The following is a 13,589-nucleotide window of genomic DNA, read 5'->3' on the forward strand; positions in this document are numbered from 1 at the left end:
AACTGAAAAAAGAGAATAATAACCTAAAGCTTATTGTATTGTCACAATAAGACGAGTAAATCTCCATGCCAGAGAAAATTTAGACCACCAAGCTCGTAACATTTGAATTCAAAGTAGTTTCTTGCCTATGAGATATAGGTTCTGCGTAATTTTTGACCTCTTTAAAATAATCAGCCCTGTGTTCTTTGGCATTGTAGCAATTAATTAGCCTGAATCCTGGTATCTTTAATTTTTCTTTGTTTTTGTTTATGTCTTTTTGTATAGCCGCGATGATTTTATCAAATAAAACATCATTCAGAGAGGAGGAATCTTTCCCGTTTAAAAAGGTCATAGCAACAATTTTTGCTTGTGAGAATTTTGTACAATAACCTTCCACCTCCGATCTCCTTGAAGTGGACCACCATAATTTACCTTCGTAATCTTTTAATGCAGACTCAAGCAACCCCTTAAACTTAGTCGCGGGGAGCTCATCAATCCACTCATACATTGTTTTGAAAAATAGAGACTTACCCTCCACATTGTATAAATGAATAAAACGCCTGTCATGTTTGGCGAAATCTACAGCTGCTTTGGTAAAAATTTCCAAATCCTTATCAAAATTACCTTCTTTAACTGCATTACGGATGCTCAACAAAGGATAAGTTTGTAGCATATAAGGCGTGAGGTGTTGAATAAGCAAAGTATTTAAAGCACCTGTATCACCCTCCCCTGCGCTTAAAATATAAGCCAATCTGTTTTCACCACTTTCATTTACGCTGGCTTGTAAATATTCTTTAACAGGTTGTGCTCTATGACGCTTTGATAACAGTTCTATAGTTGGGGCATAATATTTATCAATTATTTCAGAGATATGATGAGATAAATCTTCAGGTCTTAAGTTCTTGGCCCAAAGGAATAAAGAATCATTAAACTGCCTAATGACGTCTTCATGCGTATGCGGCAATATTTCTTTGGGGGTCGTGGCTACAGTTGCCTCCTTCATCTGCTCATCTGTTGTCGTTAAATGTAATTGGAAATTGGCCCGCTCTGTGTATTGTTTTAGCCCAACGGCTATGCGATTAAATTCACCGGCAAGAGTGCTTGTATGTGCCAAACTTTGACGAATTTTCAGGTTATAATTCGTATACAACTGTACCAATTGCTCGGAGAACTCAAGATTGTCCTCCTCCGTTAAATCCTTTCGGTCTTTCTGATAATAAGTCTTAGCTACTGCATGAAATTGAGTTGTAAATTCAACAAGCAATATTAACGCTGTTCTTAGTTTGCTGTCTTTATCTACACTAATTAATGGGGTAATTTTCTCGAGTGATAACTCAGGCATGGTGCCAAACAACTCCCAGGCATTGGTTAAGGTGTCATCGGTTGGCTTTTTGCCTTCTACTTCATCCAGAACAACGTGAAATGTAGACACTTGCTGCAATAGTTTATTAGTCAGGCTATAGGAGTCATGCAACAGATCTCTGAATGTAGGCGCATAAGCATCTCGCCACACCTGATGATATCTTCTTCGCAACTCATCTTCATCAAATTTGATGCTGCTGTCGTCCTTGCTAAAAATCGTAATATTTTGAGTCCTTGCCCATTCGACTATGTCTTTATAGAAAGAAGGTTTGTGGTAGAGCGCTGAATTCGTTGCAGGCAACGGAACTCCGTACCCATTATTTTCACACCCCATATAAAAAACCACTACTCGATACAAATTATCATAATGCATTTGATATAAATTCATTATGAAATCGACGAATGGTTTTATATTGGTGTTTTCATTGCATAAATGAGGAAATGTTTTCTCGTACTGATTGCGCAGGGCGACATCCGTTTCATCTAGAGAAGTGTAGTTTAGCGTCATCTCACCAAAAAGCTCGGTCAAACGCTTTCTTATCATCTCCGGCTGATAAGTTAACAATATTTTCAACGCGGCAGCAAATTTTTGCTCCTGAGCCACTGGCTCATGAGCGAGTTGCTCAAATTGACCAGGATCCGGGTACGTCTTTTCAAGAATTAAATTAACCAGCTTATCTTGAACAGGCAAAACCGTTGGCAAAGTTTCCTGCCCCGGATTTTTATATGTTGGCCAATGAAAAGGCTTTGAGTCTTTGACATTAGGAAATCCTTCCCAATCGCGCACAGTCAAATTAACCCTTGTTTTAGGTATACCTATAGCTGGCCTGGGCTCTTTCATATAGATGGTAAACCAATAAAAAAACATATCAAAATCAATATCCCCGGCCAAACTTAGATTATGCGGGTGACCATCATCATCATCAAGAAACCACCTTCCCAGAAGGATTTCCATGAAACTTTTTTCAATTAAGGTTCTTGTGCTGGGAATCACCTGTTCTTTGGCGGAAGACTCCTGAGGCACTGACTCTTTATGGAAATTAAACCCTTTAAATCCGTCAACACTGATAGATAAAGTACCTACCAGCCTCTCTTCATCATCAAATACAAGACGTTCTTCTGCCGACCTTCTTCCCTGAAAAATTCTTTTAAATAAAGAGACAGCGACACTTATTTTCGCTAAAAGTTCCGGATAATGATTTTTAGGATCCAGTTTTTTATAAAAGGCATTTTTAATAACGCCATTTTCAATAAAACTGACCTTGTATGTTTGATGAGAGCTATCCGAAACCGCAGTCCCCGCTGTTAAAAACTGCAGTTGGCTCTCTTTCAGTGCTTTTTTGGGCAAACCCATATATCAAATCCTTTAAATCAGATCAATCCATCCTATGCCCCATATTAATCAGAAATAGTCAAGAAGTTCAAGTATAATTTTCATACAAAATTACACTTGACTAGAAACAAACTAGACATCTGGCACACATAATGAGTTATAAATGAAAATTTGCTTGTTTATTTGTCATGATGACGAACTCGAAATCATCATTTTAATTAAACATTCAGGGTTGTCTTATATTGCCCAAAGCAATAAGGGTTTGTTAACAGAAGCCCTATGATTAGGGCAAAATTGTAATTAACTCCGGAGAATCAATAGTAGTTAATACTTCTTTATTTAAGGCTCTTATGACTTCTCCAGATGGACTTTGGTTAAAAAACCAATAATTGCCAGTGGCACTTTCTTTTAAATCGTTAGCAAAACCCAAGGTCAATGCCGTAATAATAATATTAGCTATAACGACTAAAACTTTATGTATTATTGACTTTATTTCAGGATCAACAATACTCAATATTTCCTTTTCCGCACTTTTCATTTTAATGTGCAGATCAACACCTGATTTTGTTATGCCATCATAGGCAATGCTGTAGAGTGTTTGCCGGTATTTTTCATCAGCACGCTGCCAATTTCCAACTTTATCTTTATCAAGAGATGATTTTCGTAATCTTTCATGTATATCCTTGCATTTTTCTTCTACCCGCATAATGACATGCCTGAAACGGCTGGAGTTGATATTGTTTTCTTCGCCTGTGAATGCAATGATCTCTTTCTTAAATCCTAAATCTTGCATCTGCTGGACACAAATAAATCGTTCGCGCAACGCTCGTGACAAAGCCAATAAATTGCTGTCTTTAATTTGTAAAAGCGCCTTTCCCTGAGTAACAACCCCTTTTTGGGCTCCTATATATAAAAGTTCAATTAAAGCTTTTCTATGAGAGAGCGATTCGATTTTAGCAAGCCCTGGCAAAAACAAGCGAAGCAATTGCCCTGTTTTATTATTTTTTAGTACCAAACGATAAGCATAATCATTGGCAATCCCCGCTTCTTTCAAGACTTTAAAAGATTTTCCTAAAGCATCCAGATCATCCAAATTTAATTGGGATAAATCGGATTTACGCAAATTGTAGGCTTTAAATTGTTCAGAGTAATGATATAAAATAGATTCCTGTTGATGTTTTTTGGGATCCAGAGCCAGTTTTTTTAGCTGTTTTATAGAAATGGTTTTGGTTTTATCTAATGCTATCAATGTTTCAGCCAGCATTGGGTAATGGCTGGTAGCATTAACAATGTCTTGTATTTCTTTGATCGATAAACTCCCCTTAACCCAAAATATAAGACATAGTTTTCTGCAATGATCATTTGCTAAAGTATTAATGAATTTTAGTTGCTCTCTTTTTTCCTGATGGGCTAATAATTCAGGGATATCTTGAGTTAAACCAAAATCGACAAGGACATGAAGCGAACGATAATACGCATCGTCAAATAAGAGCTCTTTAATCTCACTTAAAGTGAAATTTTTCTGAATTAGAAAAGGAATTAACTTGATTTGGATATCATCCCACATCAATGCGCTTAATTGCTTTATTAACTCATGATCTTGCAATAAATAACGATTTTCTTCCAAAGTATTTTCTTCATAAAATACAATAATCATTTGCAAAATACTTTTATACAGAGTTTCCTCAGAGTTAAAAGGAACCGCTTCAAGCTCCTTCTTTAATCTGCTTTCTTCCGACAATAAATCGTTTTCCATGGCGGGAGTCAAACGAAGCTTGTATTGTTTTACCAACTCCTGGGCTGTAATACTCATTGGAAGTTAACCTCTTGTTCATTTACTAATTAACCCTATTTCATGGAGATAGGGTAATAAAGATTATTTTTTGGATCAAAATTTGGTTATTTTGAACGATACATAAATAGTATCAAAACTACAAAATGTAAATATTATAACCAATTTTGCAGCAAATGGGGATTTTTTTTAAAAATAAATTGAGTTTTATTCACTCTCTGTTTTTGAGGAATAACCTCCTCAACGTAGAGAAACCTTGACTCGGATGTGGCTGAGCCCTTGCTACCTATCCTCTAGTGGCTCCAAGCCAGTATTTATTTGGCCTCTTGCATAACCTAATTATTTTGGCGCAAACATTTTAAGGAGCGAAGATTACGTACAGCAAATGAGCGCCGCAGAAACGTTTGCAACGCTGCAATAAAACGAAAGAGACTGGGTTAGGCAAGAAGTCTATTGAACTAAGCCTCGTCTTTTAAGCTTTGAATACCTGGAATAATTATCTTATCCAGTAGGCGTTCTATAAAAAATCATCAATCTTCCTTAGCAACTCTCGTTGCTTCAAGTAGCTTGAACTGAAGTCAAACTACTTAAAACTAGCTTTTATGCATCGGACAAACGACCCCCACCTCGGCAAATGCCTCGATAACAGGTGTTTTATCCCAATGCTTATCTATGGTTGCCTGAATGACGCCACATGCAGCAAAATCATAGTATGCAATAGGAGACCAATAATTCATATTGGCGTCAACCATAACCTGAAATGCTTTTTGTATAGACCAGCCTGGTTTATGTGCTAATAAATAAAATGCTTTATTAAATACTCCGCTCGTTATATGCACATCTAACGCATCAGTGTATTCACTAGCGTGCCCTATAGACATTCCATCCTTGGCTGGATCATCCAAATAACGAATAGGTTGCCCACTTTTTACAGCTTCACGCCCAATGGTCCAATCCTCACCATCCCAATACCATGGATAATCTTTACTAAGATAATCTAACAATGCAATTGCCGCCATATCAGAGAAAGATTCATTGATCCCCCCAGATTGCCCTTCATACATCAATCCGGAATGCAAGGCAGTAAAATTGTGCGATAATTCATGTCCCAATACACTCTGGGCGGGAGCTGTTAAAAATTCATCACCATTTCCGATTACAATTTGCTGATGTGCAAGAACTACCCCATCAAGACTGATAGTTGGTACTGCAAAAGCGTTATCCATGTCACCAAGATGGGTGTAAGCCCGTATAGGTAAATCATCACCTATTGGACGATTAACACCATAAACTTTTTGATACATATCTAACGTTTGTTGGGCAAAATACATCGTATCGTTAACTGGAGAAAAAGCATAATTGACAGGACCTGTTCTGCCATCAGCATAGTTTAAAAACAAATTGGTTTCATTACATGGGTAGGAAAAGGCACTTAAATTCAGTACAGACTCTGCAAATATGGTAATTGGAAAGAAATCATAACCTATATTATGATTTTCCAAATTCATTACTTTTATGGATTCATTTTCAACACGACATAAGCCGTCCTCAACATTAACGTCAAACTTCCCTAATGAGGGAAGCCCCGGCAAAGCATTACCATGCTGAAACATTCCCTGACGGTATGGGAGAGTAAACGCATTACCGCCTAATCCCTGACCAATTCTTTCATGACGCACCTCATTCCATTGTTTCAAAATCTCACCGCTGTTGGCATCAATAAGATAATTAGGTGCATTCACATGTTTTTTTTCACTATTGGAATAGTAAGACAAATGATAAGCCAAATGAGCCTTATTTCCTTTATCTATATAAATAACCTTTTTAAGGTTTTTAAATTTAACCGGTTCAGTTACCTTTCCAAGAGTCTTTTGTTCTATATCATTCGGGCTCAATTTTCCCTCAGTAGAATTAATATCCTGTTCAATTCCGGTAATATTCATACCTGTTACAGTTTCTTTGGCGCCATCTTTGGAATGAAAAATGACTTGATAACCCCAAAACCGGAACCCCCTTGTAGGTTATTTGATAACGAGCATGCCTGGTCGCATGGTTAGAATTATTTTGTAACTCCAGTTTATAATCACTTTGCTGACTTTTTACAGTTTGCAATAATCCTTGTTTCTTAAAAGGATGTGCTTGCATAAATTGAGGTAATGCTTTCGTTGACTCACCCCATACGATTGCTTGGGTAGCTGCGTTTACAGATGAAATAGCTGTTGAAATGACAAATAATGAAACAATCCGTTTTTTCATAATATCATCCTGATTTTTTGTAGAAATTTCATGCTGCTACAAATTCGAGAAAAAAAAACAATCAGAAGACACAAATTACGACAAAATTTTATTTTTTTATATCTAGAATAACAATTTATACTCAACTTCTTATCGCAAACGATTCCCTCAGACTCTGCTAATGTCCGCTTAATTCAGACTGATAATTTAGCAAGACAATAAATTATTTTCCATTATAATAAGAAAATGTACTGAGACAGACATTGGTTTCACTATGAATTTCAATATTATTGGTGCTGGGCGTCTGGGTAAGAATTTAGGCATTGCAATGTCTGTTCATCAGATTGCCTCTTTAAATTCTATTTGTAACTCAAATTTAGCAAGTGCCAAGATAGCCTGCAATGAAATCGGATTTGGCAATGCGGTTGGTAAAATATCTGATCTTTCTGAAGCAGATATAACGTGGATAACCTGTAGGGACGACTCCATTTTGGATGTAGTATCGATATTGGACAATATTGAGATATTAAAAAAAGGCAGCTTGGTGGTCCACTGCAGCGGCGCTCTTAATTCAAGTGTACTTCTTCCTCTGAAAAAACAGGGTTGTTATATTGCAAGCGCGCATCCTTTGAAAGCATTCCGCACTAATTCTTTGGATTCCAATGCGTTTAAACAAGTCCATTGCGTGATAGAGGGAGATTATGAGGCATGTCGTTGGCTTAGGTTTGCATTTGAGAAGCTGGAAGCCAGCATTATCGCAATTCAACCTGAAATGAAGGTCATTTATCATACTGCAGCAACGATTGCTTCTAATTATTTAGTGACTTTAGCTTCATATAGTGAAGAGTTACTTTTAAAAGCGGGAATACAGCAAGCACAATCAAGAAAAATGATATGTGATCTCATGTACAGCAACATCCTTAACTTAAGTCAGGTAGATAGCGCAAAAAGTGCTTTAACCGGACCTTTGACTAGAGGAGATATGCAAACTATTTCCTTGCATCTCGAAGCGATAGATAATAGTGAAATCAAGAGATTATATAAAAGCATGGCGCTAGCTACCCTGCCTTTGTTAGATTTATCATTAGATAGAAAAGAAACCTTAAGAAAAACTCTTGAAAAAGAATAACGTTGCAGTTATTGAACAATAAGCCAGCTCTGTGCACTATTCTGTTTGATTTCAAATCATCACTTAAAGGTGTTTCACGGGAAACATACAGTCCCTAACGGCCATGTTACTCAGATTGAGTAACATGCAATTGAGAAACATTTTGTAAACCTCTTGGCAACCGGTTTCCTCTCCTGCCCCTTTCACCCTTATAGTGAGTCAAATCCTCACCTTTCAGAGTAAAATGCCGTTTACCAGCATAAACCGTCAGCGAATCATTCGTTGTTAAAACTTGCATATCAACTATATACTCTTCTCGTGAGACCGCTTTAGCGACAGGGATACTGATCAATTTATTCCCTTTTCCTCGAGATAATTCAGGCAACTCCTCAAGAGAAAAAATCAATAAACGCCCTACATTAGTGGCACAAGCAACAAATAATTGCTCTCGATTTGGTATTAGCCTTGGCGGCAATATATGACTGTTTTCACTTAATTTGATGCATGCCTTTCCATTACGATTTTTTACATATAAATCTTCAATTTTGGCGATAAATCCATACCCGGAATCGGTAGCCAATAACACCTTTTGTTCAGGCTCTCCGCCAACAATTGCTTCAAACAATACTCCTTCAGCAGGGTTTAATTTTCCGGTCAAAGGCTCGCCTTGACCACGTGCCGATGGCAATACATGTCCTGGAAGCGAATAGACCTTTCCCTCTCCATCAAAAAATAAAACTTGCTGATTAGTACGAGCTAGCGTTTGGGCTTTGAATTCATCTCCCGCTTTATAGCTGAGTTCCTTACCATCGACATCATGCCCCTTGGCCGCTCTGACCCATCCATTTTTAGACAATACAACCGTAATAGGCTCATTAGGCAAAATATCCTCTTCTTTTAATGCCTGAGAGTCTTCCCTTGTAATAATGGGTGAAAGGCGTGGGTCACCAAACTCATCTCGATCTTTCGTTATCTCTTCTTTTACCAGTTCTTTTAAGAGAGAATGACTAGCCAGTGTTTTTTGTAAAGTATCACGTTCATCAGACAGCTCATCCAGTTCACCACGCAATTTAATCTCTTCCAATTTGGCTAAATGCCGCAGTTTCATTTCCAAAATTGCTTCAGCCTGTCTTTCGGTTAAGTTAAAGCGTGAAATTAATCCTTGTTTTGGTTGATCATGTTCTCTGATGATTGCAATGACTTCATCTATATTAAGATAGGCAATAAGCAGTCCTTCAAGAATATGAATACGCTCCAGTACCTTTTCCAATCTGAATTGAAGACGTCTTTTTACTGTGGCAAGCCTAAATTCCAACCATTCAGTCAAGATTGCTAACAGTCCTTTAACTCTTGGCTTGCCATCAAGCCCAATCATATTAAAATTAACTCGATAGCTACGCTCCAAATCCGTGGTAGCAAATAAATGCGACATTAAACTTTCTATATCTACTCGATTAGAGCGAGGGATAATAACCAACCGTGTTGGATGCTCGTGATCTGATTCATCACGTAAATCCTCAACCATCGGTAATTTTTTCTGTTGCATCTGCAACGCGATTTGCTCCATTACCCTGGCTCCGGATACTTGATAAGGCAAAGCTGTTATGACGATGTTTTGTTTTTCTTGAGTATAAATTGCTCGCATTTTAATTGAGCCATTACCGGACTCGTATATAGCTCTAATTGTTTCACTTGGGCTAATGATTTCTGCTTCTGTTGGAAAATCAGGGCCTTTAATATATTCACAAATAGTCTTAATATCTGCTTGGGGGTTATCCAGCAGATGAATACACGCATTAGCAACTTCAGTCAAATTGTGCGGAAGAATATCTGAAGCCATACCAACAGCTATACCTGTTGCACCATTCAATAAAATATTAGGCAAACGAGCTGGTAAAAGAGCGGGCTCTTGCAAAGTGCCATCAAAATTATCTACCCAATCTACAGTTCCTTGTAGCAGTTCTCCGAGTAACACATCAGCATAATGAGATAATCTTGCTTCTGTATACCTCATTGCAGCAAATGATTTGGGATCATCCGGGGATCCCCAATTTCCTTGTCCATCAACAAATGGATAGCGATATGAAAAGGGTTGAGCCATTAAAACCATAGCCTCATAGCATGCACTATCACCATGAGGATGGAATTTACCAAGAACATCCCCTACTGTACGCGCTGATTTTTTATATTTTGCTGTTGCTTTCAAACCCAACTCAGACATAGCATAAACAATTCTGCGTTGAACAGGCTTAAGTCCATCTGCGATGCTCGGTAATGCTCTGTCCAAAATGACATACATTGAATAATCAAGATAAGCTTTTTCTGTAAACTCAGTAAGCGGTTTTTTTTCAGTTACTTCATTCATATTGGGTATTTTCTTCATATATTAATTGCTATCCATCATCCTAGTGAATCGTATAAGACAATGCAAAACAATTTTAACAGAATATTCATGCTGTTAGAATTATAATCATCGTATTATCTGTGTATAACTTTATATTCTTTTTGCTTTATCTATATGGATTAAGTTTAACTTATTGATTTATATTAACATTTATTAATTTCATTTAATTTTATATCTTTGTGTCCTGTGGATAACTATGTGAATGAATATGGAATAAATAAGATAACTTGTTGTTAATTACCAAGAATTTTTTATAAGTTGTAAATTGTTCTCTCCACTATAAACAAATTTTCAAATTTCAGTTGTTACCACTTGATTTTTAAATGACCAATTGCCCCTGGTATTGCCTTTCAACCATAATGGCAATGTACATACTGGATACCATATCTATGCATCCGCAGATAACTTGAATTCCCTCAAATAATAGAGCAATGCAAAGCATTAGAGTTAGCACACTATTTTCTGGTGTATTAGAGAGAAAGATACGGCGACAAAATTACATTTACTAAGAGAGTAAAACACGGGTTTTTCCTATCGGGAAGAAACCCGTTTTGTAGAGGAGTATAAGGTATTCATAGCAAAGCAGTTTCCACAAACAGGAAACTCTTACTTCATTTTTTTCCTGGTCTTTTGAATTGCTCTTATTTGAGCGACAGCCCTGGCCAATTCTGCTGCAGCAACAGAGTAATCAATATCGCCTCCTTTACTGGCTATAGCGGCTTCAGCTTTCGCTTTAGCTGCCAATGCAGCAGCTTCATCCAAGTGCTCGGCTCGTTCTGCCACATCAGCAAGAATTGTTACACAGTGAGGCTGAACCTCAAGCATTCCACCCTGCACATAGTATATGTCCTGTGTACCACCTTGCAAAGTAATTCTAACTTCACCCGGCCTTAGCACAGTTAGTAATGGAGCATGCCCTGGAGTAATTCCAATTTCACCCAACTCTCCAGTTGCAACTACCATTTCTACCACACCAGAGAAAATTTCATGCTCTGCACTAACAATATCCAAGTGCGTTGTAATACTCATATTATCTTGCCTCATAAGGTTTTAGCTTTTGCAACAGCTTCCTCGATGCTTCCAACCATATAAAATGCCTGTTCAGGCAAATCATCATATTCACCAGCAAGAATGCCTTGGAAACCTTTGATGGTATCTTTAAGCGATACGTATTTACCAGGAGAACCTGTAAATACTTCCGCAACGAAAAATGGCTGAGATAAGAATCTTTGGATTTTACGAGCTCGAGTTACAACTCGTTTGTCTTCCTCAGACAGTTCATCCATACCCAAAATTGCAATAATATCTTTTAATTCTTTATATCGTTGCAAGGTTTGCTGTACACGACGTGCGGTATCGTAATGCTCTTGACCTACAATCAATGGATCCAGCTGACGTGATGTAGAATCAAGCGGATCAACCGCAGGATAAATACCTAATTCAGCAATTTGACGAGACAATACTACAGTGGCATCCAAGTGTGCAAAGGTTGTAGCTGGTGATGGGTCAGTCAAGTCGTCTGCAGGTACATATACAGCTTGTATGGAAGTAATAGAACCTGTTTTTGTGGAGGTAATGCGCTCTTGCAGCATACCCATTTCCTCTGCTAATGTCGGCTGATATCCTACTGCAGAAGGCATACGGCCTAACAGCGCAGATACTTCAACCCCAGCCAAGGTATAACGATAAATATTATCGATAAACAAAAGAACGTCTCGCCCTTCATCCCGGAATTTTTCAGCCATAGTCAAACCGGTTAGAGCAACACGCAAACGGTTTCCTGGCGGCTCATTCATCTGACCATAAACAAGCGATACTTTATCCAATACATTAGAGTCTTTCATCTCATGATAGAAGTCGTTTCCTTCACGGGTACGTTCACCAACCCCTGCAAACACTGAATAACCGCTATGCTCAATTGCAATGTTTCGTATTAATTCCATCATGTTAACGGTTTTGCCTACACCGGCACCACCGAATAGACCAACTTTACCTCCCTTGGCAAAAGGGCAAAGCAAATCAATTACTTTAATACCAGTTTCCAATAATTCCTGGCTGCCAGCTTGCTCTTCATAACTTGGTGCTTTACGATGAATAGCCCAAGTCTCTTCAGCATCGATAGGCCCAGCATCATCTACAGGACGCCCAAGAACATCCATAATGCGTCCCAAAGTTTTCTTACCTACTGGCACTTGAATAGGATGGCCTGTATTTTCTGCTTTTAATCCTCGCTTTAAACCATCGGTTGTTCCCATGGCAATAGTACGCACAACTCCGTCTCCAAGTTGCTGCTGCACTTCAAAAACCAGATCACTATCAACAAGCTTTAACGCATCATTGACTTTAGGCACGCTATCACGAGGAAATTCTACGTCAACTACCGCACCAATTACTTCTACCACAGTTCCTAAGCTCATTATATACCCTCTTTATAAAGCGGCTGCGCCACCGACAATTTCTGCCAACTCTTGAGTAATGGCTGCTTGTCGGGCTTTGTTATAAGCCAATTGAAATTCTTTAATCAAATCACCAGCATTATCCGTTGCACTTTTCATTGCTATCATCTTTGCAGCTTGTTCACAAGCAATGTTTTCTACAACAGCTTGATACACTTGTAATTCAATATATCGCTCTAAAATTTCATCTAATAATTCTTTAGCTTCGGGCTCGTAAATATAGTCCCAATGATGACCCAATGTTTTTTTATCTTCTTCTGATTTTGGTAACGGCAATAATTGTTTTACAAAAGGTTTTTGCGTCATTGTATTAATGAACTCATTGTATACAATGTGCAAAGAATCAATGGTGCCATTGTAATAAGCATCAAGCATTATTTTTACAACACCAATGAAATCATTGATACTCGGTGTATCACCCAGATGATCTATGGAACCTAATATGTTCCCACCCACACGCCTAAAAAAGGCCTGGCCCTTTCTTCCGATAACAGCGATATCAACTTCCTTGCCATGTTCTTGCCAATTACGAATAGTACGAATTGTTTCACGAAATAGATTCGAGTTTAAACCACCACAAAGACCTCTATCTGTGGTGACAACAATAATACCTATACGCTTGATTTCGCGCTCACTCATAAATGGGTGTCTGTACTCAGATGCTGCTCGAGCAATATGCTTTATGACTTCATAGATTTTATTCGCATAAGGTTTAGAAGCGCGCATTCTTTCTTGCGTTTTGCGCATTTTGCTTGCAGCCACCATTTCCATAGCTCGAGTAATTTTTCGAGTTTTATTAATACTCGAAATTTTTGAACGTATTTCTTTTGCTCCAGCCATCTTTCAATTCGCCTTAATTAGTTTTAGAGGCCATTACTTTCAAATAATGGCCTTTGTGCCTCAAAGAGTTAGCTCTTTGA

At 38.0% G+C, this 13,589-nt stretch carries 9 protein-coding genes; 1 reads left to right on the plus strand and 8 read right to left on the minus strand.

From position 1 onward, the window contains the following. Positions 1–79: 79 nt before the first annotated feature. From LPG_RS15050 to LPG_RS15495, 4 genes are all read right to left on the minus strand, one after another. Complete coding sequence (locus LPG_RS15050) at positions 80–2,695, minus strand: lpg2975 family Dot/Icm T4SS effector (RefSeq protein WP_010948659.1); 2,616 nt, start codon at positions 2,693–2,695, stop codon at positions 80–82. Positions 2,696–2,957: 262 nt separating this feature from the next. Then, a complete protein-coding gene (locus LPG_RS15055; RefSeq protein WP_010948660.1) occupies positions 2,958–4,487 on the minus strand; it encodes a hypothetical protein in 1,530 nt (509 codons plus the stop codon). Between the two features lie 572 nt (positions 4,488–5,059). Then, complete coding sequence (locus LPG_RS15060; RefSeq protein ID WP_010948661.1) at positions 5,060–6,409, minus strand: M4 family metallopeptidase; 1,350 nt, start codon at positions 6,407–6,409, stop codon at positions 5,060–5,062. Then, positions 6,390–6,722: a hypothetical protein gene (locus tag LPG_RS15495; protein ID WP_016357052.1), complete on the minus strand. Its 333-nt coding sequence runs from the start codon at positions 6,720–6,722 to the stop codon at positions 6,390–6,392. Before LPG_RS15495 ends, LPG_RS15060 begins: the two co-directional genes overlap by 20 nt. 253 nt (positions 6,723–6,975) lie before the next feature. Between LPG_RS15495 and LPG_RS15065 the strand changes: the two genes are divergently transcribed. Continuing rightward, positions 6,976–7,830 (plus strand): Rossmann-like and DUF2520 domain-containing protein, encoded by an 855-nt coding sequence (locus tag LPG_RS15065; protein ID WP_010948663.1) that lies wholly within the window; start codon positions 6,976–6,978, stop codon positions 7,828–7,830. 106 nt (positions 7,831–7,936) lie between these two features. Here the strand turns inward: LPG_RS15065 and parC are convergent, their stop codons facing one another. The 4 genes from parC to atpG all read right to left on the minus strand — a co-directional run bounded on the left by parC (position 7,937) and on the right by atpG (position 13,509). Then, entirely contained in the window at positions 7,937–10,192 is a 2,256-nt protein-coding gene (gene parC / locus LPG_RS15070; RefSeq protein WP_010948664.1) for a DNA topoisomerase IV subunit A, read from the minus strand. A gap of 627 nt (positions 10,193–10,819) precedes the next feature. Further along, positions 10,820–11,242 (minus strand): F0F1 ATP synthase subunit epsilon, encoded by a 423-nt coding sequence (locus LPG_RS15075; protein WP_010948665.1) that lies wholly within the window; start codon positions 11,240–11,242, stop codon positions 10,820–10,822. Positions 11,243–11,253: 11 nt separating this feature from the next. Beyond that, complete coding sequence (atpD, locus tag LPG_RS15080) at positions 11,254–12,630, minus strand: F0F1 ATP synthase subunit beta (RefSeq protein ID WP_010948666.1); 1,377 nt, start codon at positions 12,628–12,630, stop codon at positions 11,254–11,256. Positions 12,631–12,642: 12 nt separating this feature from the next. Next, positions 12,643–13,509: a F0F1 ATP synthase subunit gamma gene (gene atpG / locus LPG_RS15085; RefSeq protein WP_010948667.1), complete on the minus strand. Its 867-nt coding sequence runs from the start codon at positions 13,507–13,509 to the stop codon at positions 12,643–12,645. Positions 13,510–13,589: the final 80 nt, after the last annotated feature.

The sequence above is a fragment of the Legionella pneumophila subsp. pneumophila str. Philadelphia 1 genome, from assembly GCF_000008485.1.
GTDB lineage: Bacteria > Pseudomonadota > Gammaproteobacteria > Legionellales > Legionellaceae > Legionella > Legionella pneumophila.